This window comes from Achromobacter sp. Marseille-Q0513, assembly GCF_018195695.1.
Lineage (GTDB): Bacteria > Pseudomonadota > Gammaproteobacteria > Burkholderiales > Burkholderiaceae_B > Achromobacter.
Genome location: NZ_JAGTJY010000042.1, coordinates 1 through 21,119, shown reverse-complemented (window position 1 = coordinate 21,119; position 21,119 = coordinate 1). Strand labels below are relative to the sequence as shown.

Below are 21,119 nucleotides of genomic sequence, written 5' to 3'. Positions count from 1 at the left end.
CGGCGCGCCTGTGCGACGGATCCGGGATGACGTTTCGCGTCATCCCGGATCCGCTTTTTTGGCGAACCCGGCGCGTGCCGCGCCCGGGGGGGGCGTGCTCAGGCGAAGTCCAGCACCACGCGGCCCTCGATCTGGCCGCTGCGCATGCGGTCGAACACGTGATTGATGTTCTCCAGCCGTTCGGTCGCGACCGTGGCGCGGACCTTGCCCTCGGCGGCGAATTGCAGCGATTCCTGCAGGTCCAGCCGCGAGCCGACGATGGATCCGCGCACGGTCACGCCATTGAGCACCATGTCGAAGATCGACAGCGGGAAATCGCCGGGCGGCAGGCCGTTGAGCGCGACGGTGCCGCCGCGCCGCACCATGCCCAGCGCCTGCTCGAAGGCCTTGGGCGAGACGGCGGTGATCAGCGCGCCGTGGGCGCCGCCGATCTCGCGCTTGAGGTAGGCGGCCGGGTCCGTGGTCCGCGCGTTGACGGCCACCTCGGCGCCCAGCTTGCGGGCCAGCTCCAGCTTGGCGTCATCGATGTCGACGGCTGCCACGTTCAGGCCCATGGCGCGGGCATACTGCACCGCCATGTGGCCCAGCCCGCCGATGCCCGAGATGACCACCCAGTTGCCCGGGCGCGTGTCCGTCATCTTCAGGCCCTTGTACACGGTGACGCCGGCGCACAGCACGGGCGCGATTTCCACGAAGCCGATGTTGGCGGGCAGCAGGCCCACATAGTCGGCGGCGGCCAGCGCATATTCGGCGAAGCCGCCGTTGACCGAATAGCCGGCGTTCTGCTGCTGTTCGCACAGCGTTTCCCAGCCGCCCAGGCAATGCTCGCAATGGCCGCAGGCGGAGTACAGCCACGGGATGCCGACGCGGTCGCCTTCCTTGACATGGGTGACGCCGGCGCCCACGGCCACTACGTGGCCCACGCCTTCGTGGCCGGGAATGAACGGAGGATTCGGCTTGACCGGCCAGTCGCCTTCCACGGCGTGCAGGTCGGTATGGCAGACGCCGCAGGCCTCGATCTTCACCAGCAGCTCGCCCGCGCCGGGGCGGGGCACTGCGACTTCCTCGATGGCCAGCGGCTTGCCGAATGCCCTGGCCACGGCGGCTTTCATGGTCTTGTCCATAGGATCCTCCGTTGTGTGGTCGATATCCCTATCGTCGGCCGTCTGGCCACGGACGACCATGACATAGATCAAGATGCCGGAGTCGGGGACGGGGTCCGTCAGCGCCTTGCCGCTGCCGCGGCTATCGTCGTACATTGGACGGCAGGCGTCCCCGCCTGGATGGCACGCCGTTCCGTCCCCCGCATCCGGAGCTCCCATGTGTGAAATCTTCATCCGCGCCAGCGAGCAGTCCTATGCGCCGGAAACCCGTTCGCTGCGCCTGCACGGCGTGGCCACCAGCCTGCGGCTGGAACAGCTGTTCTGGCAGGTGCTGGAGGAAATCGCCGGCCGCGACGGCATGCGGGTCACGCAGCTCATCGAACGCCTCTACGACGAGTTGATCGAATACCGAGGCCAGGCGGCCAATTTCACGTCCTTCCTGCGCGTGTGCTGCCTGCGCTACCAGCTGCTGCAGGCCGAGGGCCGCATTCCGCTGGACGCGGCGGTGCCGATCAGCTCGCTCAACGCCAAGGCCGTGCTGGAGGGCCTGCCCGCCACGCTCTATGACGCGCAGCCGCTGCCCACCCGGCGACGCGCGGCCGCCTGAACCCGACGCAAAGGAAAAGGGCCCGATCATCTGATCGGGCCCTTTCTGTATCTGGCGATTGCGTCGGTCTCAGCCGCCGGGCTGCGCCTGCGCCAGCGCGACTTCGCTCTGCACGATGCGGCGGATGCGCACCGCGTCGCCGATGCGCGAGAGCTTGCCTTGCGAGTCCAGCAGCACGATGGCCAGGTCGCGGCCGTTGATGCGGGCCAGCATGACCAGGCACTCGCCGGCCTCGTTGATGAAGCCGGTCTTGGAGACCTTGATGTCCCAGTCGGGCTTGCGCACCAGCAGATTGGTGTTGCGGAAGGTCTGCGTGCGGTTGTTGATCTCGACGTCGTACTCGGTGTCGGTGGAGTAGCGGTGGATCAGCGGGCGCTGCGAGGCGGCGCGCAGCAGGCGGGCCAGGTCGTGCGGCGAGGACACGTTGTCGCTGGACAGGCCGGTGGGCTCGATGAAGCGCGTGCTGGGCATGCCCAGCGCCTGCGCCTTGGCGTTCATGGCGGCCACGAAAGCCGGCAGGCCGCCCGGGTAGTTGCGGCCCAGCGCGTTGGCGGCGCGGTTCTCGGAAGACATCAGCGCCAGGTGCAGCATGTCGCCGCGGCTCAGCCTGGTGCCCACACGCAGGCGCGAGGTCGTGTGCTTGAGGCCGTCGATGTCGTCATCGGTGATCTCCAGCATTTCGTTCATGGGCTGGTTGGCATCCACCACCACCACGGCCGTCATCAGCTTGGAGATCGAGGCGATCGGGCGCACCACGTTCTCGTTCTTGGCGAACAGGACGGTGGAGGTTTCCAGGTCCTGCACATAGGCGGTGCTGGAGCGCAGCGCGGCGGCTTCGGCGCGCACCGACGATGCCGGCGGCGGCATGGCGGCCGAGGACGCCGCGGCGACCGCCGCCCGGCCACGGCCGGGTTTGTTGGGCTTGTCGTTCTTGCCACCCTTGCCGCCCTTGCCGGCGGCGTTGGCCTTGGGCGTTCCCTTGGGTGTGCCTTTCTGCGCCACGGCGGCGGGCTTGCCGCCCTTGGGAGCGGCGGCCTTCTTGCCGGCCGGCTGCTTGGGCGCGGCCGCATGCTTGGGCGCGGGCGACTTGCCTGCGGCCTGCTTGGATGCGGGGCCTTTGCCCGCGGCTTGCTTGGGGGCGGGGGCCTTGCCCGCGGCCTGTTTGGGCGACGCGCCCTTGCCAGCGGCGGCTTTGCCGGCGCCGGACTTGGCGGACGGGGCGGGGGCTTTCTTGGCTTGTTGCGCCTTGCAGGCCGCCGATTTGGCGTTGGTCTTGCAAGGATCGGAATTTTTCGCGGCTTGCGCGGCGGGAGGGAGGAGCGCGCACATCGCCAGCGCCATGGGCGCTATCGCGTTCGCAATTGCACGTGTCCAGGTAAATGCCATGGTTTCAGCAGGCTTGTCAGTCTGTATAGAGATGTTTCGTACGCCGTTCGTCAGGCACTTCAAAAAAAGTCCAGATGAATTAGAGGCTTACGCGTCGAATTTAAACAGTAATTTCAAGTAGTAGGCAAGACGAATTACCATCATCGCCGAAAAAAATTATGGGGACGTATTGACGCCGGAAAGATTCGTCACAATTGGCGTCCCGAGACGCTACCGTCGCACGGCGCGTGAGCGTAGCCCGGAATAACCCTCATCCTGCTGAACGCGGGCAATTTTCACGCGCGGCGGAAGGGCGCGGGGGGAGGGGAATGGAGGGGAAGGAAGTGGCCTCGCCGGGTGGAATCGAACCACCAATTGACCCTTAGGAGGGGCCGGTTATATCCATTTAACTACGGCGAGACGGATGCGAGCGCGAGAGGCGACCGGTTCTGGCCTGGCGCCATGCGCCCGGGCCTCGATGCTGCGTTGAAACGTCCGGGAAAAGTGTAGCGCACCCTTATGGTCCGCCGCGTGTCGCCGGGGCCGCGCAAGCGCGTCACCGGCAGCCCGGTCGTTTCAAGCCGGACGCAAGTCTATCAGCAGGATGGCCAAGCCCCAAATCGGAGCCGGATCGTGGCGGCTCCGGGCCATGCCGGCGCGGCGCAAAACAACGGAAGCGCCGCGCCGATCCGGCCAAGGGCGATGCGGCGACAAGGGTATTGCCGGGGCAGCGCCGGCATTTGTTTATCATGTTCATGTTTGCGCCCGGCCGGTCTGACCCCAGGCGCAGCGCCGTCCCGTGGAGGGGAGCGGCGTTTCGACGATCAATAACGATTCAATAAGAGACACGGCTTTCATGTCCAGCCAAATTGACAAGATTTCCATGCGTACCCTCATCCTGGGCACGCTGGTGGTGCTGCTCGCCATGGGCGTGCGGGCCACGTTCGGGCTGTTCATGCAGCCGATGGGGCTGGCCCACGGCTGGGGGCGCGACGTGTTCTCGATGGCCTTCGCGCTGCAGAACCTGGTCTGGGGCGGCGCCTGTATCTTCATGGGCATCCTGGCCGACCGCTACGGCTCGGGCCGCACCATCGCGCTGGGCGCGGTGCTGTACATGCTGGGCATGATCGGCACGCGCTTCGCCACCGACGAGACCACGCTGTACCTGACGGCGGGCGTGCTGGTGGGGCTGGGCCAGGCCGGCACGACCTTTCCGGTGATCCTGCCCGTGGTGGCGCGGTCGGTCCCGCCCGCCTACCGCAGCACGGCGATGGGCATCGCCAGCGCCGGCGGCTCGATGGGGCAGTTCGCGGTGGTGCCGACCGGGCAGGTGCTGATCAACGGCCTGGACTGGCCGGGCGCGCTGTGGGTGCTGTCCCTGTTCGTGGCCTGCGCCGCGCCGCTGGCCTATTACCTGCGCGGTCGTCCGCAGGTCCATGCGGGTCCGCATCAATCGCTGGCCTCGGCGGTGCGCCAGGCCGTGCGGCATCCGTCGTTCCATTTCCTGTTCTGGAGCTACTTCGTCTGTGGCTTCCATACCGCCTTCATCACGCTGCACCTGCCGGCCTATGTCACCGACGGCGGCCTGACGGCGGCGCAGGGGGCCACCGCGATTGCGCTGATCGGCCTGTTCAACGTGCTGGGTTCGTTCTATGCCGGCAAGCTGGGCGGCAAGTACAGCAAGAAGCGGCTGCTCGCCGTGGTCTACGGCATGCGCGCCTTCGGCATCCTGCTGCTGCTCTGGCTGCCGCTGTCGTCGTGGGTGCTGTATGTGTTCGCCGCCTGGATGGGGCTGTTCTGGCTGGGCACGGTGCCGTTGACGCAGGGGTTGATCGGGCAGATCTACGGCCTGCGCTATGCGGCCACCCTGTCGGGCATCGTGTTCCTGGGCCATCAGCTGGGCAGCTTCGTCGGCGTCTGGCTGGGCGGCTACGCCTATGCCAAGACCGGCAACTACGATATGGTCTGGTGGCTGGGCGTGGTGCTGGCCGTGCTGGCCGCGCTGCTGTGCCTGCCGGTGCGCGAGCAGCCGGTGGCGCAGCCCGCCGCCGCCTGACGCGCATCCCCGTTCCGGCCGATCATGGAATCCGATATGAGCCCGCACCCGCCTGAAAGCAAGCTCCCGATCCGCCGAGGCTGGCGGATCGCGGGCGGCCTGGCGCTGGTGCTGACGCTGGGCCTGGCGTTCTGGGGCTACACCACGCCCGACATGCAGATCCACTGGGAAAACCTGGCCGCGCTCTGCGGTTTTTGACACGCCCGGACGCAAACAGGCCGCGGCGCTCGCTGTATCCTACGGCCTGGCCCTCTTTTGCCGCCGCGCGCGCCATGCTCGCGGCGGGTGCCCATGCAGGACGCACCGCTTTCCTATCCTGAACTGTCATTGCCGGACATCGGCGGCCTGCCTGCGGCCGGCACGCTGGTGCTGACCGTGAACAACCGCCTCGCCCGCCGCCTGACGCTGGAACTGGCGGGCCTGTTGCGCGCCGAACGGCAGGTCAGCGAGTTGCCGCGCATCGTGCCCCTGTCCGCCTGGCTGGCCGAGTCGGCCAACGAACTGGCGTTCGACGCGGGCGGCGACATGCCCGCATACCGGCTGGACAGCTTCGCCACGCAGATGGTGTGGACCGAGGCGATCCGCGCCGAGGAGGCCGCGCGCGTGCTGCTGGACGCGCGCCAGGCGGCGCGGCTGGCCATGGACGCCGACCTGCTCATGGACGAGTGGGAACTGCGCGTGCCATCGGGCGCGGACACCGATGAATACAAGGGCTTCGCCCGCTGGCGCCTGCGCTACCGCGCGGCCCTGGCCGAGCTGGACGCCGAGGATGCGAACCAGGGCTATGCGCGCGTGCTGGACGCGCTGGGCCAGGGCCGGCTGGCAACGCCGCAGCGGCTGGTGCTGGCCGGCTTCACCGACGTCTCGCCGCGCTTCGCGCGCCTGCTGCACGCATTCACGGCGCAGGGCTCGGACATTGGCCAGTGGCGCGACGCGCAGCGCGCGCCCGCGCAGCCGCGTCGCTTCGAGGCTCCGGACCAGGGCAGCGAGTGGCGCGCCGCCGCGAGCTGGGCCGCGGCGCAACTGCAGGCCCATCCGGCAGGCCGCTATGCCATCGTCTCGCCGCAGCTGGAAGCCGAATCCGTATTCGCCCGGCGCGTGCTGGGCCAGGCGCTGGCCGGCCGCGACGGCGCGCCCGCGCTGGCGTTCAACGTTGCCGTGGGCCGGCCGCTGGACGAATGGCCGATGGCGCGCGCCGCGCTGGGCTGGCTGCGCGCGCTGGCCGAATGCGCGGACGGCAAGGGCTGCGGCGTGCAGACGCTGGGCGCCGCGCTGCTGGCCGGCCATTGCGCCGGCGATGTGCGCGAGCGTTCGCGCCTGTCGGCCATCGACGCGCGCTGGCGGCGCGATGCCCGTCAGCGCGTCAGCGCGCAGGAATGGCGCAGGCAGCTCTCGATGGCGCCGGTATTGGCGCAGGCCTGGAACCAGGCCATGGACATCTGGACGCAAGGCGGCCGCAAGGCCAGTTGCGACGTATGGATGCCACGCATGAAGGCGGCCCTGACGGCGCTGGGCTTTCCCGGCGAAGCCTCGCTGGACAGCGTGGCCTATCAGGTGATGGGCGCGCTGGGCGAGGCGCTGGGCAGTTTTTCGGCGCTGGCGCCGGCGGCCGGCAAGCTGGGCGGGCAGGCCGCCGTGCGCCTGCTGGAAAGCGTGGCCAGGACGGCCACCTTCCAGCCGCAGCGCGACCCGTCGGCGCGGCTGGACGTGCTGGGCCTGCTGGAGGCCGAGGGCGGGTATTGGGATGGCGTCTGGGTGCTGGGCCTGACCGACGACGTGCTGCCGGCCTCGCCCAAGCCCAATCCGCTGCTGCCGCTGGCGGTGTTGCGCCAGGCCCGCGCGCCGCGCGCCACGCCCGAACGCGAACGCGAATGGGCCGAAGGCATGTATGCGGCGCTGTGCCGCTGCGCGCCCGAGATCATCGTCAGCCACGCGCACATGGACGGCGAGCGCGAGCTGCGCCCGTCGCCGCTGATCGCGGGCGCCGCGCTCGCCGCCACGCCGGCGGCGGTCCTCGCCCAAACCACGGAAAGCCGGCGCGGCGTCGCGATCGCCGCCGGCCCGCTGAGCCAGGCGCTGAACGCCTACGCCAGCGCGGCCGGCGTCGAGCTGACCATGGACGCCAGCCTGCTGCAGGGCAAGCGCAGCGCCGGGCTGTCCGGCAGCTACACCGTGGCGGAAGGCTTCGCCGAACTGCTGCGCGGCCAGGGACTGCGCGCCGCGCGCGAAGCGAACGGCAGCTACACGCTCAAGCCCGCGCCGCCGCAGGACGCCGCCTTGCTGGAGCCCGTGACCGTCACCGGCGCCCAGGCGGAAACCGCCGCCGGCCCGTTCCCCGGCTATGCGGCACGCCTTAGCGCCACCGGCACCAAGACCGACACCCCCCTCATCGAAACGCCACAATCGATCACCGTGATCGGCGCGCAGGAAATCGAAACGCTGAAGTCTCAAAGCATGCAGGACGCGCTGGGCTATGTGGCCGGCGTGAGTCGCGCCGAGGGCATCGACCGGACGACGGACAGCCTGTTCCTGCGGGGTTTTCGCTCGAACCAGGGCAGCTACTACCGCGACGGCTCGCTTTACACCGTGAACATCTACAACGGCAGGCAGGAACCCTACGGCCTGGAACGGATCGAGTTCCTGAAGGGCGCCTCGTCCGTGCTGTATGGCGCGATGCCGCCGGGCGGTGTCATCAATACGGTCAGCAAGCGTCCGACCGTCGAGCCGCTGCGCGAGCTCAATGTGGAAGCGGGCAGCTTCCGGCGCAGGCAGGTGTCCGCCGACTTCGGCGGCGCGCTGGATCAGGACGGCACCTGGTCCTATCGCCTGACCGCGCTCAGGCGCGACAGCGATACCTTCGTCGACCACGTGCCCGACGACCGGACCTACGTCGCGCCGGCCATCAAGTGGCAGCCGAACGAGGCGACCTCGCTGACATTGCTGGCCGAGTACCAGCAAGACCGGACCGTCTACGTCTATGGCCTGCCGGCGCAGGGTACGGTGCTGCCGAACCCCAATGGCCGCATCCCGCGCAACCGGTACACCGGCGAACCCGGATTGGACGAGTTCAAGATGAAGCGCTATTCGGTCGGCTACCTGTTCGAGCATGCGTTCTCCAGCCAGTTGAAGCTGCGGCACAACCTGCGCTACATCAACGCGAAGAGCGACTATGGCTCCACCGATATCTGGCAACTGATGCCGGACGGGCGTCGCACCGCGGACCGCGGTTTCTCCCCGCGCGTGGACCGCTCATCGGCCGTGTCCACCGACACGTCGCTGCAATACCAGGCACGCACCGGCATCGTCGAACACACGCTGCTGGCCGGGCTGGACTATTCCACGCCCAGGCACGAAACCCGGCGCTATCTCCAGACGCTGGACAACCTGGATCTCTATGACCCGGTCTATGGCAGCCCGCTGGGACCCGTCACGCCCAACATCAACTCGTCAACAAAATCCGACACGAAGCGCCTGGGCATCTATCTCCAGGACCAGATGAAGATCGCCGACAAATGGGTCGTGCTGCTGGGCGGCCGCCAGGACTGGGTGCGCGCCAACGAGCGCAATCTGTTCACCGGCGAGCAATACGCGCAAGACGAGAAGAGCAAGGCCTTCACCGGCCGCGCCGGCCTGGTCTACCTGGCCGACAACGGCCTGGCGCCGTTCCTGAGCTACAGCCAGTCCTTCGAGCCGACCACCGGCCAGGACCGCCAGGGCAGCCGCTTCAAGCCCACCGAAGGCGAGCAATACGAAGCCGGCCTGCGCTACCAGCCGGCGGGCTCCGACACCATGCTGTCGGCCGCCGTGTACCAGCTGACGCGCAAGAACCTCACCGTGCCGGACCCCATGGACACGTCGTACCAGATCCAGGCCGGCAGGGCCCGTTCACGCGGGTTGGAGCTGGAAGCGCGCACCCGCGTCGGCCGCAACGCCAACCTGATCGCCGCCTACGCCTACACCGACGCGCGCACGCTCAAGGCCAGCCCCTTGCAGCCCGACGCCGAAGGCCGGCGCCTGGATTCGGTGCCCTTCAATCAGTTCTCGATCTGGGGGGATTACGGGTTCGGCGATTTCGGCCTGCCGGGCCTGCGCGTCGGCGCCGGCCTGCGCTATGTGGGCAGCACCCGCGGCATGGCGCATGGCACGGCGGTCGAGGTGCCGTCCTTCACGCTGCTGGACGCCATGGTCAGCTATACCAACGGACCCTGGCGCTTCGCGCTGAACGCCAGCAACCTGGCCGACAAGACCTACATCGGCAGTTGCACCTACGGCTGCTTCTACGGCGAACCCCGCCGCATCATCGGCACCGCCACCTATCGCTGGTAGCGCACGCGGCGTCCTGACGCCGAGTCCGCGTCAGGACGCCGGGCCGCGCGATTCCATCGCGGCCTGCCACGCGCCGTTGACCAGGCGCGCGCGGTACACATTGCCCTGCGCGCTCAGGTTGCCTTCGTAATAGCTGCCGCGAAAGCGGCAGTCGGATTCCGACACGCAGTCGATCAGGTCCAGGCCGAACAGCAGCGCCGGCTTGCCGCTGGCGCGGTCCACCACCCGTTCGCCGTTCTTGCCGGCATCGCAGGCCGAGGCGGGCTTGACCCGCGCCTCATCGTGCAGCGCCTCCAGCACGGACTTGGCCGGATCGCGCAGGTTCCAGCCCACGCCGATGCCGATGCAGAAGGCGGCGGCTCCGCCCTGGATCGCCGAGCCGTTGTCCGCGAACATGGCCTGATAGACCGCGGCGCGGGCGCCAGCTGGCGCCGATGCCGTGGGCGGCCGCTTGGCCATCGAACTGGAGCAGCCCGCGAACGTCAGCGCGGCCGCCAGGATGGCGCAACGCCAAGGCATGGATTGATGTGGGGAATGCATGATGCCCTCCTTTCTGTATTGCCCTGATCCGGCCGAAGCCGGAAGCGGGCTCGCGCGCAGGCCGGGTCCAGCGCGGCCAGGTCCGCAAGCGCCTCAGCTTACACAGCCACGCGGCTCGCTCCAAGAATATTGACCGGCCTGCACGGCCTGCGGTCCGCGCCTGGACGTGCCGGCAAGGACCGGCATGGTCGCGGCAACCACGGGCGAGAACGATCTGCGGACCGCTCGGCATCTCCTGATCCTGCCTCCAGACTGTCCACTTGATGAACGCTTGAAAAAGCCGATTTGTCCACCTGCCGCCACTTTTAGTACTATCTTCGACAGAAATTCTATATACGCACAAATGTTCGTATATAGAACAAAAGATTTTTCTGGCCGCGCGCACAGGAAGACGCCACGGAAGAGACAGTCCCAGGTTCCGCGCGCGTCCGCCTCACAGCCGGTCGCCAGCAAGGCAGCGAACCATCATGAATACTCCCCTCAAGCATCTGGCCGTGGTCGGCGCGGGCGGCATGGGCAGCGGCATCGCCGCGCTGTTCGCCGCGCGCGGCGCGCAAGTCGTGCTGATCGACCCGGTGGACGGGGCGCTGGACCGGGCCCGCGCCAGCATCGCGCGCCAGCTCGGCGTGTACGCCGCCGGCGGCGAGGGCGAGGCGATGGCGCGCATCCGCATGTCGCCCGACCTGGACGCGGCCGCCGAGTGCGATCTGGTGATCGAGGCGGTGCCGGAAAACCTGGAACTCAAGCGCGGCATTTTCGCGAAGCTGGACGCCATCTGCGCGCCCGGCGCGATCTTCGCCACCAATACCTCCGGCCTGTCGATCAACGCCCTGGCCAGCGCCGTGACGCGCCGCGAACGCTTCGTCGGCACGCACTTCTTCACGCCCGCCGACGTGATCCCGCTGGTGGAAGTGGTGCGCAACGACGACACCTCGGAAGCCACCGTCGCCGCCGTGATGGACGCGCTGCGCGCCGTCGGCAAGCGGCCCGTGCTGGTGCGCCGCGACATCCCCGGCTTCATCGCCAACCGCATCCAGCACGCGCTGGCGCGCGAAGCGATCTCGCTGCTGGAAAAGGGCGTGGCCAGCGCCGAGGACATCGACGAGGTGGTCAAGTGGAGCCTGGGCATCCGCCTGGCGCTGTCGGGTCCGCTGGAACAGCGCGACATGAACGGCATCGACGTGCACCACGCGATCGCCAGCTATCTGTACCAGGACCTGGAAAACCGCCAGGAGCCGTCCGAGCTGCTGCGCGGCAAGGTCGAGCGCGGCGAGCTGGGCGCCAAGAGCGGCCAGGGCTTCTATGCCTGGAGCCCCGAACGCCGCGAACGCGTGCTGCGCGAGAAGAGCGAGGCGCTGGCCGAACTGGCCGCCTGGCTCGAACGCAAGGCCGGCGGCGGCTGACCGCAGCCGCCACGGCCGCACCGAATATCCACATATAAGGCGCAGGGCACCGACCACTGCCGCCACCGGGCCACGAGCCCGACCACACAAAGAAGACCGCTGTCCCGTCGCCAGGCGCATGCGCCCGGCGATGGAAACCGCACAGAACCACGCCCTACCCGGAGTTTGCTGGAGGCAACATGAATAAATTGGCGTCCTTTTTCACGGAGCTGATGCGCAAGTATCTGCCCGACCCCTTCGTCTTCGCGATCGCGCTGACGCTGCTCACCGTGCTGCTGGCCATCGGCGTCGAGGGCAAGAGCCTGACGGCCATGACCACGGCCTGGGGCAAGGGCTTCTGGAGCCTGCTGGCCTTCACCACGCAGATGGCCGTGATCCTGGCGATGGGCTACGTGCTGGCCACCGCGCCGCTGACCGACCGCCTGCTGGACCGCATCGTCAGCCACGTGCACCAGCCGCGCACCGCCATCATCGTCGCCACGCTGGTCGGCGGCATCGGCAGCTACCTGAACTGGGGCTTCGGCCTGGTGATCGGCGGCGTGGTCGCCAAGAAGCTGGCGCTGAAGGTCAAGGGCGTGCACTACCCGCTGATCATCGCGGCGGCCTATAGCGGCTTCACCATGTACGGCCTGGGCCTGTCGGCCAGCATCCCCGTGCTGGTCGCCACGCCGGGCCATCCGACTTCCGGCCAGATGGGCGTGATCCCGCTGACCGAGACCATCTTCTCGGTGCCCATGCTGATCACCAGCCTGGTCATCATCGTGACGCTGCCGCTGCTGAACGCCTGGCTGCATCCCAAGCTGGGCGACAAGGTCGTGGAAGTGGATCCCGCCATCGACCGCGACGCGACGCAGGCCGGCAGCGCCGACGACATGCTGGAAAAGAACACCATCGCCACCCGCCTGAACAACAGCCGCATCCTGAGCCTGCTGATCGGCCTGATGGGCGTGGGCTACGTGGTGCTGCACTTCACGGGCGGCGGTTCGCTGGACCTGAACCTGATCAACTTCATCATCCTGTTCCTGGGCATCATCCTGCTGGGCACGCCGGCCGCCTACGTGGCCAAGCTGACCGAGGGCATCAAGACCATCTCCGGGATCATCCTGCAATACCCGTTCTACGCCGGCATCATGGCCATCATGGCGGCCTCGGGCCTGGTGACCACCATTTCGAAGATCTTCGTCGACGTGGCCACGCCCGAGACGCTGCCCTTCTGGGGCCTGATCAGCTCCTTCGTCATCAACTTCTTCGCGCCGTCCGCCGGCGGCCACTGGGTGATCCAGGGTCCGTTCATGATCGACGCCGCCAAGGAAATCGGCAGCGCGCTGAACCAGACCACCATGGCCGTGATGCTGGGCAACGCCTGGAACGACCTGGTGCAGCCCTTCTGGATCCTGCCGGCGCTGGCGCTGTCCAAGCTCAAGCTGCGCGACGTGATGGGCTACACGGTGATCATGATGTTGTGGGTGGGCGTGATTCACATCGCCGCCGTCCTGCTTTGGGGCTACGCCACACATTAGGCCCCCCCGTACGCGCTACGCGCGCCCCCCAGGGGGCGTCACCTACAGACCGGCGGAGCCGGATCTGGTGGTGACCCCGCTTGGGGAGGGTGGCTCGAAATGGAAAGGCCGGTTCTTGCGGAGGATAGGCCCCCCCTACGCGCTTCGCGCGCTCCCCCAGGGGCGTCACCTACAGACCGGCGGAGCCGGATCTGGTGGTGACCCCGCTTGGGGAGGGTGGCTCAGACTGGAAGGGCTGGTTCTTGCGGAGTACCAAACGGCCCGAGCGGATTGGCGTGATGCGTTTGCGGGATTTTTGAACTGAAGATATGGGAGCGGATATGAGCAAACCACGGGCTTACCTTGTCACCGGCGGCAGCGCCGGGATCGGGGCGGCGATTGTCCGCATGTTGCTGGATGCGGGCCACGCGGTGGTGAACATCGACTACCGGCTGCCGGACGCGCCGCCGGCGGGGCTGGTGTCTTACCAGGCCGACCTGACCGACGAGGCGCGCACGAAGGAAGTGGCGCGCGAGGTGACGGCGGCGTATGACATCGTGGGGCTGGTGAACAACGCGGGCGCGACGCGGCCGGGCACGGCCGACACGGCGACGCTGGAAGACCTGGACTACGTGGTCAACCTGCATCTGCGCACCGCGCTGATCCTGGTGCAGGCGGCGCTGCCGGCCATGCGCGCGGCGGGCTTCGGCCGCATCGTCAACATGTCGTCGCGCGCGGCGCTGGGCAAGCCCGACCGCGTGGTCTATTCGGCCACCAAGGCCGGGCTGGTGGGCCTGACGCGCACGCTGGCCATGGAACTGGGCGGCGACGGCATCACGGTCAACGCCATCGGCCCCGGCCCCATCGCCACGGACCTGTTCACGAAGAGCAATCCGGCGGGCGCGCCGCAGACCGAGCGCATCATCAACAGCATCGTGGTCAAGCGCCTGGGCACGCCCGAGGACGTGGCGCGCGCGGCGATGTTCTTCCTGTCGCCCGACAACGGCTTCGTCACCGGACAGATGCTGTACGTGTGCGGCGGCACCACGCTGGGCGTGGCGCCGATCTGAGTTCCATCATGATGCCCGCCGCCTTCCGCCACCCGCCCTGCCCGCGCCGCCTAGCGGCGCAGCAGCGCGTGGTTGATCTGGTCGGCGGCGCGGCGCAGGGGCGGCAGGAAGGCTTCCAGCATCGCCTCGCGCGTGTAGCGGTTGGCGTGGCCGCTGACGTTCATGGCCGCGATCACGCGGCCGCTGCGGTCGACGATGGGCACGGCCACCGATTGCAGCCCCGGCTCCAGCTCCTGCGCCACGCAGGCGTAGCCGTCGGCGCGCACGCCGTCCAGCAGGCGCCTGAGTTCCGCCACGTCGGTGACGGTGTGCGGCGTGTAGGCCTGGATCTGGCTCATGGCCAGCACGCGGTCGCGTTCGGCTGCGGGCAGGCCGGCCAGCAGCACGCGGCCCATGGACGTGACCCAGGCCGGCAGGCGACTGCCCACGGCCAGGTTGATGGTCATGACCTTGTGTGTGGACAGGCGCAGGATGTAGACCACGTCGGCGCCTTCCAGCACCGACACGGAACAGGACTCGCGCGTCTGCTCGGCCACTTCCTCCATGTACGGCAGCGCCAGGTTCCACAGCGGCGTGGCGGACAGGTAGGCGTAGCCCAGCTCCAGGATGCGCGGCGTGAGCGCGAACCTGCGGTCCTCGACGGTGACGTAGCCCAGGTGCTCCAGCGTCAGCAGGATGCGGCGCGCGCCGGCGCGCGTCAGGCCGGTCACGGCCGCGACTTCGGACAGCGTCATCTGCGCGCGGTCGGGGCCGAACGCCCGGATCACGGACAGCCCGCGCGCGAAGGATTGCACGTAGCTGTCGCTGGGTTGCTGGGCGTCCTGCTCGGCCATCGGTCTGCTGCCACCTATGAAAATCCTGGGGACGACGCCGTGCCGGCTCGCCTTGACGCTCGCGTCGGCCCCATGAAACGATGTTCTTCAGAAGAACGAATGTTCTATAGAAGAACAAATTATGACATGCCACCTATGAGCGAACACCATGATCTCTAAGCTTGTTGCCAACGCGGCGGCCGCCCTGGCGGACGTACCCGACGGCGCGACCGTCATGATCGGCGGCTTCGGCACGGCCGGCCAGCCGATGGAGCTGATCGACGCGCTGCTCGAACAGGGCGCCAAGGACCTGGTCATCATCAACAACAACGCCGGCAACGGCACCACCGGCCTGGCCGCGCTGCTGGGCGCGAACCGCGTGCGCAAGATCATCTGCTCGTTCCCTCGGCAGGTGGACTCGCAGATCTTCGACGGCCTGTACCGCAGCGGCAAGATCGAGCTGGAGCTGGTGCCGCAGGGCAACCTGGCCGAGCGCATCCGCGCCGCCGGCGCCGGCATCGGCGCCTTCTTCACGCCCACGGGCTATGGCACGCCGCTGGCCGAGGGCAAGGAAACCCGCGAAATCAACGGCCGCCAGTACGTGCTGGAATACCCGCTGCACGCCGACTACGCGCTGATCAAGGCCGAGCGCGGCGACCGCTGGGGCAACCTGGTGTACCGCAAGACCGCGCGCAACTTCGGCCCCATCATGGCCAGCGCGGCGCGCGTGGCCGTGGCGCAGGTGCGCGAGATCGTCGAACTGGGCGAGCTCGATCCCGAGAACGTGGTCACCCCCGGTATCTTCGTGCAACGCGTGGTGCGGATCGACGCCGCCCCGGCCGCCAAGGAACAGCAATGAGCCAGAACAAACTGAGCCGCGACGAGATCGCCGCGCGCGTCGCCCGCGACATCCCCGAGGGTGCCTACGTGAACTTGGGCATCGGCCTGCCGACCCTGGTCGCCAACCACCTGCCGGCCGACCGCGAAGTCATCCTGCACACCGAGAACGGCATGCTGGGCATGGGCCCGGCGCCGGCCAAGGGCGAAGAGGACTACGACCTGATCAACGCCGGCAAGCAGCCCGTGACCGAGCTGCCCGGCTGCGCCTTCTTCCACCATGCCGATTCCTTCGCCATGATGCGCGGCGGCCATCTGGACATCTGCGTGCTGGGCGCCTTCCAGGTGTCGCAGCACGGCGACCTGGCCAACTGGCACACCGGCGCCCCCGACGCGATTCCCGCGGTGGGCGGCGCGATGGACCTGGCCATCGGCGCCAAGGACGTGTTCGTCATGATGGAACTGCTGACGCGCGAAGGCCAGAGCAAGCTGGTGCAGGCTTGCACCTACCCGCTGACCGGCGTGCGCTGCGTGTCACGCGTGTACACCGACGTGGCGGTGTTCGACATCCGCGCCGACGGCGTCACCGTGACCGACCTGTTCGGCGGCGTCACGCCCGACGAGCTGCTGCGCCTGACCGGCCTGCCGCTGAAGTTCGCGAACTGAACCCGGGCGGGGCCGCTGCGCCCGCGCCCTTTATCGACACCCCGGGCCGCGCCGCGCGGCCCGACCAGGCTCCGCGACGCCGGGGCCGCAACCCGGAGAGTCCATCATGTTGTTCATGGTTCAAATGCAAGTCAATCTGCCCGTCGACATGCCGGCCGAGCGCGCCGACAAGCTCAAGGCCGACGAGAAGGCCCTGGCGCAACAGCTGCAGCGCGACGGCAAGTGGAAGAGCCTGTGGCGCGTGGTCGGCCGCTACGCCAACGTCAGCATCTTCGACGTGGAAAGCAACGACGAGCTGCACACCCTGCTGGCCTCGCTGCCGCTGTTCCCGTACATGGACATCCAGGTGACGGCGCTGGCGCGCCATCCCTCGGCCATCTGAGGCGAGGCCGCCATGCCCTACATCATCGAAACCTTCGACAAGCCCGGCCACCAGGCCGTGCGCCAGCAGCAGCGCGCCGCGCACCTGGAATATCTGGACGCCAACAAGGGCCTGCTGCTGGCCTGCGGCGCCAAGCTGCAGGACGACGGCACGGATGCCGGCGGCGGCCTGTACCTGGTCGACCTGGACACGCGCGAAGCCGCGCAGCAGTTCATCGACGCCGATCCCTTCGCCCAGGCCGGCCTGTTCGAGCGCGTGGCCATCACGCGCTGGCGCAAGGCCTACGTCGACGGCGTCTGCCACCTGTAAGCCCGCCGCCCGCCCGCGCGGCGCGGCCACCCCATGCGCCGGACGGCATCGCCGCCGTCCGGCTTCACCCTCGAGGAACATCCATGTCTTATGCCGATCTCAGCCAGGCCCGGCTGTACTACGTCATCGACGGCCCCGCCGACGCGCCCGTGCTGGTGCTGTCCAATTCGCTGGGCACCTGCGCCGACATGTGGGCGCGCCAGGTGCCTGAGCTGAGCAAGCATTTCCGCGTGCTGCGCTACGACACGCGCGGACACGGCAAGTCCTCGATCCCCGACGGCGAATACCGCTTCGAACAGCTGGCCGGCGACGTCGCCGAGCTGCTGGACGGCCTGGGCATCGCGCGCGCCCACTTCTGCGGCCTGTCCATGGGCGGCCCCACCGGCATCGCGCTGGCGCTGGCCCGCCCGGAACTGGTCGACGGCCTGATCCTGTGCAACACCGCCGCCCGCATCGGCTCGGCTGAAGGCTGGACCACGCGCATCAACGCCGTGGCTGAACAGACGCTGGAAAGAATGGCGCCGGCCCTGGTCGAGCGCTGGCTGACCGACGGCTACCGCGCCGCCGAGCCGGGCCTGTCGCAAGTGCTGGTGGACATGCTGCGCCGCACGTCGGACGCCGGCTACTCGCGCAACTGCGCCGCGCTGCGCGACGCCGATTACCGCGACCGCGTCGCCGCCATCCGCGCGCGCACACTGGTCATCTCCAGCACCCACGACCTGGCCGCCACGCCGGCCCAGGGCCGCGAGCTGGCGGCCGCCATCCCCGGCGCGCGCTACGTCGAGCTGGACACGTCACATATCTCCAACTGGGAACGGCCCGAGGAATTCAACCGCGCCGTGCTCGGCTTCCTGCTGGCCCAGTGAATCCGGAAGGACACCGCATGCAACGCTGGAAACACCGGCCCGAGGGCTCGAACTGGGGCGACTTCGGCCCCGACGACCAACTCGGCCGCCTCAACCTCATCACCGAAGAACAGGTGCTCAAGGGCGCCCGCGAGATCCGCGCCGGCAAGACCTTCTGCCTGTCGCTGCCGCTGGACCTGCCCGGCGGCAACGTGCTCAACCCGCGTCGCCATCCGCCGCAGCTGAGTCCGACGCGGCTGCGCGACACGCCCTACCTGAACTTCCCGCTGCGCAACATCAATCCCGACGCGCTGGACGTGCTGAGCGACGACCAGGTGCTGCTGTCCATGCAGTACTCCACGCAATGGGACGCGCTGGCCCACGTCGGCGCGCTGTTCGACGCCGACGGCGACGGCGTGCCCGAGCTGCGCTACTACAACGGCTATGCCGCCGGCGTGGACGTGATCGGCCCGGCCGACGGCAGCCACGCGGGCTGCGGCTGCGACAGCGGCGGCCCGTCGGCCGCGCTGAAGCTGGGCATCGAACACCTGGCGCAGAAAGGCATGCAGGGACGCGGCGTGCTGGTCGACCTGGAACGTCATTACGGCACCGGTCGCACGCTGATCGGCCACGCCGAACTGATGCGCGTGATCGAGGCCGACGACATCGAGATCGAGCCGGGCGACATGCTGGTGCTGCGCACCGGCTACGCCGAGGCCGTGGTCGCCATGAACGGCCAGCCCGACGCCGATACGCTGCACAGCTACGGCGCCGCGCTGGACGGCACCGACGAGGCGCTGCTGCGGTGGATCACCGACAGCGGCATCGCCGCCATCTGCGCCGACAACTACGCGGTGGAAGCCTATCCCGCGCGCGAGCGCAGCGGTCCGCGAGCCATGCTGCCGCTGCACCACCACTGCCTGTTCAAGCTGGGCCTGCCGCTGGCCGAGCTGTGGTACCTGAAGGACCTGGCCGACTGGCTGCGCGCCAACGGCCGTCACCGCTTCATGCTGACCGCGCCGCCGCTGCGCCTGCCGCACGCCATCGGCTCGCCGGTGACGCCGATCGCCACGGTCTGAGGCGGCGCGTCCTTCCGGCTCGGACACCCGCAAGACAGCGCGCCGGATCGGAATGGACCGCCACAAACACGCCGGGCCGCTTGCGCGGCCCGGTTGCGTTTGAAGCGCAGGCGCTCAACCCTTCAGGCAGGTGCTCATGAAGGTCTTGCGCTTGTCGCCGGTGAGCTTCTGTTCGCCGGCCTTGGCGTTGCAGTCCTTCATCTTCTGCTGCTGCGGCGTGAGCTGCTTGGCAGGCGCCGGCTGCTCGCCCTTCAGGCAGGCGCTCATGTAGGTCTTGCGATCGTCGCCCTTCTTGCCCTCGGCCGACTTGTTGCAATCGGCCATGCGCTGCTGCTGCGGCGTGGGGGTCTTGGCGGGCTGGGCGGCGGCGGGCGCGGCGGTCTGCGCGAACGCGGCCCCGGCGAAGCAGGCGGAAAGGACTAAGGCCGAAGCCAGCTGGCTGGTACGGGAAAACATGGATTCCTCCCTTTGAGCGCCCGGGACGCCTGTGGGGCGCGGGATCGGGCCGCACGGTCCGCCGGACAAGGCGCCGGCGTGCTCATCATCGGGCAAACACCAGGGCTTCGCAAGAGCGGAAAAAGTTAAAAAACGCTAAGGCGCCAGGGTCGCCGGCCAGCTGTCTGGCAGCTGAAAAACAAGCGCCACGCGTCCGTCTGACCATAGACAAACGCGGCGGGCCCGGACCATCGCCGCGACGCGCCGGCGACGCTAGAATGCCCGCAAGCTGGAGACATTCGGATGCAGCCGCGCCATCCCCTGTCGAATCTGGGTGCAACCCTCGCAACCTGTTACCCATTGCCCCTCGCCACCCGTTGTGCGCCGGGGCGTAAAGGTGTGAGATAGAAGCGCCGCGACACAGCGCGCCTTGCCCGCCGCGGCGAGCCCCGAAAGGAGACGACCATGAAAACCGCCCTAGCCTCCCTTGCCGTGCTGGCCTGCCTGGCCGGCGGCGGCGCGTCGGCGCAAAGCCTGGCCTACGGCGTCACGCTGGGCAACGTGCAGACGGTGCGCGACGCCCAGAACGGCTCCACCATCACCGGCTCGCTCGCCAACCAGTCCGCCCGCCCCATCAACAGCGTCATGCTGACCTTCGTGCTGTACGACGAACAAAACCGCGAGATCGGCCGGGTGCAGGACGGCGTGACGGGGCCGCTGGCGCCCGGACAGATCCGGCTGGTGCGGGCGGTGACGCCGCTGCCGGCGGCGCGGGTGACGGCGCTGGACGTGCAGGCCTGGTAGCCCATGCGTCAATGCGACCCTTTTATTTTGCAGGCATCGGCAACCGCGCCCGCCACGTAGCGCGGCCCCCCAAGCCAGGCCGCGCGGATCCGGCTCCGCCGGTCCGCAGCGGCGCCCCCTGAGGGGGAAGCGCCAAAGGCGCTTCGGGGGGGACCCAACTTATGGGAAAATTAGTATTGCCGACTCGATGACAGGGGCTTCCGCGCGAAGCCCCTTCTTGCGTCTGTCGGCTCGCCAGTCTCCCTGGCCCAGTTATTAGGATGTGAAAACCATGTTCCCCAAAAGACTCGCCGAAGGCTATCAATCCTTCCTCGACGGCCGCTTCCCCGCCGAGCGTTCGCGCTACCAGAAGCTGGCGGAAACCGGGCAAAACCCGGAAATCCTGATCATTGGCTGCTGCGACTCCCGCGTGGCCCCGGAACTGATTTTCGACGCCGGACCGGGCGAGATGTTCGTGGTGCGCAACGTGGCCAACCTGGTGCCGCCCTGTGACCCGGACACCGAATCGTCCTACCACGGCACCAGCGCCGCCATCGAATTCGCGGTCAACGGCCTGAACGTCAAGCACATCGTGGTGCTGGGCCACGCGTCCTGCGGCGGCGTGCGCGCGTTCTACGACGACGCCAAGCCGCTGAGCCGCGGCGATTTCATCCGCAAGTGGATGACCCAGATCGAGCCCGTGGCCGAAGGCCTGGGCGAATCCACCGGCGACCGCAACGCCGATCTCAAACGCCTGGAACTGGCGGTGATCAAGCAGAGCCTGAACAATCTGCTGACCTTCCCCTTCATCCGCCGCCGCGTCGAAAGCGGCGAGCTGGAACTGCACGGCACCTACTTCGGCGTCGCCACCGGCGTGCTGTTCCTGCTGGACAAGGACAGCGGCGAATTCCACCCCTGCGTGGAAAACGACGTCACGAAGTAGCCTTCGTGGTCGCGGGCGGCGGCGCCGGACCGTCCCCGCCGCGGCGCCGACCGCCGCGC

General features: G+C 68.5%; 20 protein-coding genes and 1 tRNA gene. 15 read left to right on the top strand and 6 right to left on the bottom strand.

All coding sequences use genetic code 11. The annotated features are described in order from the left end of the window. Positions 1-98: 98 nt before the first annotated feature. The gene (gene adhP / locus KDH83_RS11360) at positions 99-1,124 is read right to left on the bottom strand and encodes an alcohol dehydrogenase AdhP (protein ID WP_212315587.1); all 1,026 of its coding nucleotides are present in this window, start codon (positions 1,122-1,124) and stop codon (positions 99-101) included. Between the two features lie 196 nt (positions 1,125-1,320). Here adhP and KDH83_RS11355 point away from each other — a divergent pair, with 196 nt between their 5' ends. Beyond that, positions 1,321-1,710 carry a ribbon-helix-helix domain-containing protein gene (locus KDH83_RS11355; RefSeq protein ID WP_212315585.1) on the top strand — a complete coding sequence of 130 codons (390 nt, stop codon included), beginning with the start codon at positions 1,321-1,323 and terminating at the stop codon, positions 1,708-1,710. Between the two features lie 69 nt (positions 1,711-1,779). Here KDH83_RS11355 and pbpG read toward each other — a convergent pair whose 3' ends face one another. Next, on the bottom strand, positions 1,780-3,096 hold the full coding sequence (gene pbpG, locus KDH83_RS11350; protein ID WP_212315583.1) for a D-alanyl-D-alanine endopeptidase: 1,317 nt from the start codon (positions 3,094-3,096) through the stop codon (positions 1,780-1,782). A 324-nt stretch (positions 3,097-3,420) separates the two neighbouring features. After that, positions 3,421-3,495, bottom strand: a tRNA-Arg gene (locus KDH83_RS11345). Positions 3,496-3,931: 436 nt separating this feature from the next. Here KDH83_RS11345 and KDH83_RS11340 point away from each other — a divergent pair. From KDH83_RS11340 to KDH83_RS11330, 3 genes are all read left to right on the top strand, one after another. Further along, on the top strand, positions 3,932-5,131 hold the full coding sequence (locus KDH83_RS11340; protein ID WP_212315581.1) for an MFS transporter: 1,200 nt from the start codon (positions 3,932-3,934) through the stop codon (positions 5,129-5,131). Between the two features lie 36 nt (positions 5,132-5,167). Then, on the top strand, positions 5,168-5,329 hold the full coding sequence (locus KDH83_RS11335) for a hypothetical protein (RefSeq protein ID WP_212315579.1): 162 nt from the start codon (positions 5,168-5,170) through the stop codon (positions 5,327-5,329). A 93-nt stretch (positions 5,330-5,422) separates the two neighbouring features. After that, entirely contained in the window at positions 5,423-9,457 is a 4,035-nt protein-coding gene (locus KDH83_RS11330) for a TonB-dependent siderophore receptor (RefSeq protein WP_212315577.1), read from the top strand. Positions 9,458-9,487: 30 nt separating this feature from the next. On the opposite strand, the gene KDH83_RS11325 is transcribed toward KDH83_RS11330, so the two are convergent. Continuing rightward, a complete protein-coding gene (locus tag KDH83_RS11325; protein ID WP_212315568.1) occupies positions 9,488-9,997 on the bottom strand; it encodes a hypothetical protein in 510 nt (169 codons plus the stop codon). 467 nt (positions 9,998-10,464) lie between these two features. Here KDH83_RS11325 and KDH83_RS11320 point away from each other — a divergent pair, with 467 nt between their 5' ends. From KDH83_RS11320 to KDH83_RS11310, 3 genes are all read left to right on the top strand, one after another. Next, positions 10,465-11,400: a 3-hydroxyacyl-CoA dehydrogenase family protein gene (locus tag KDH83_RS11320; protein ID WP_212315566.1), complete on the top strand. Its 936-nt coding sequence runs from the start codon at positions 10,465-10,467 to the stop codon at positions 11,398-11,400. Positions 11,401-11,579: 179 nt separating this feature from the next. Next, positions 11,580-12,920, top strand: coding sequence for a TIGR00366 family protein (locus tag KDH83_RS11315; protein WP_212315564.1), 1,341 nt, complete (start codon positions 11,580-11,582; stop codon positions 12,918-12,920). Between the two features lie 320 nt (positions 12,921-13,240). Further along, positions 13,241-13,969 (top strand): SDR family oxidoreductase, encoded by a 729-nt coding sequence (locus KDH83_RS11310; protein ID WP_103271327.1) that lies wholly within the window; start codon positions 13,241-13,243, stop codon positions 13,967-13,969. 50 nt (positions 13,970-14,019) lie between these two features. Here KDH83_RS11310 and KDH83_RS11305 read toward each other — a convergent pair whose 3' ends face one another. Next, entirely contained in the window at positions 14,020-14,802 is a 783-nt protein-coding gene (locus KDH83_RS11305) for an IclR family transcriptional regulator (RefSeq protein WP_212315562.1), read from the bottom strand. A gap of 148 nt (positions 14,803-14,950) precedes the next feature. On the opposite strand from KDH83_RS11305, the gene KDH83_RS11300 reads away from it, so the two are divergent. The 6 genes from KDH83_RS11300 (at position 14,951) to KDH83_RS11275 (ending at position 18,899) form a co-directional block, all read left to right on the top strand. Beyond that, positions 14,951-15,640: a 3-oxoacid CoA-transferase subunit A gene (locus KDH83_RS11300; RefSeq protein ID WP_212315560.1), complete on the top strand. Its 690-nt coding sequence runs from the start codon at positions 14,951-14,953 to the stop codon at positions 15,638-15,640. After that, positions 15,637-16,284: a 3-oxoacid CoA-transferase subunit B gene (locus tag KDH83_RS11295; RefSeq protein WP_212315558.1), complete on the top strand. Its 648-nt coding sequence runs from the start codon at positions 15,637-15,639 to the stop codon at positions 16,282-16,284. The genes KDH83_RS11300 and KDH83_RS11295 overlap by 4 nt, the downstream gene beginning before the upstream one ends. Before the next feature lie 106 nt (positions 16,285-16,390). Then, on the top strand, positions 16,391-16,666 hold the full coding sequence (gene catC / locus KDH83_RS11290; protein ID WP_212315556.1) for a muconolactone Delta-isomerase: 276 nt from the start codon (positions 16,391-16,393) through the stop codon (positions 16,664-16,666). 12 nt (positions 16,667-16,678) lie between these two features. Continuing rightward, positions 16,679-16,975 (top strand): YciI family protein, encoded by a 297-nt coding sequence (locus KDH83_RS11285; protein ID WP_212315554.1) that lies wholly within the window; start codon positions 16,679-16,681, stop codon positions 16,973-16,975. 83 nt (positions 16,976-17,058) lie between these two features. Beyond that, positions 17,059-17,841 carry a 3-oxoadipate enol-lactonase gene (gene pcaD, locus KDH83_RS11280; RefSeq protein WP_212315552.1) on the top strand — a complete coding sequence of 261 codons (783 nt, stop codon included), beginning with the start codon at positions 17,059-17,061 and terminating at the stop codon, positions 17,839-17,841. A gap of 17 nt (positions 17,842-17,858) precedes the next feature. Further along, positions 17,859-18,899, top strand: coding sequence for a cyclase family protein (locus tag KDH83_RS11275; protein WP_212315550.1), 1,041 nt, complete (start codon positions 17,859-17,861; stop codon positions 18,897-18,899). Between the two features lie 114 nt (positions 18,900-19,013). On the opposite strand, the gene KDH83_RS11270 is transcribed toward KDH83_RS11275, so the two are convergent. Further along, positions 19,014-19,355 (bottom strand): PsiF family protein, encoded by a 342-nt coding sequence (locus tag KDH83_RS11270; protein ID WP_103271335.1) that lies wholly within the window; start codon positions 19,353-19,355, stop codon positions 19,014-19,016. A gap of 444 nt (positions 19,356-19,799) precedes the next feature. Between KDH83_RS11270 and KDH83_RS11265 the strand changes: the two genes are divergently transcribed. Together KDH83_RS11265 and KDH83_RS11260 are read left to right on the top strand one after the other, a co-directional pair. Further along, positions 19,800-20,138 (top strand): FxLYD domain-containing protein, encoded by a 339-nt coding sequence (locus KDH83_RS11265; protein ID WP_212315548.1) that lies wholly within the window; start codon positions 19,800-19,802, stop codon positions 20,136-20,138. Between the two features lie 271 nt (positions 20,139-20,409). Next, positions 20,410-21,060 carry a carbonic anhydrase gene (locus KDH83_RS11260; RefSeq protein WP_212315546.1) on the top strand — a complete coding sequence of 217 codons (651 nt, stop codon included), beginning with the start codon at positions 20,410-20,412 and terminating at the stop codon, positions 21,058-21,060. Positions 21,061-21,119 lie beyond the last annotated feature (59 nt).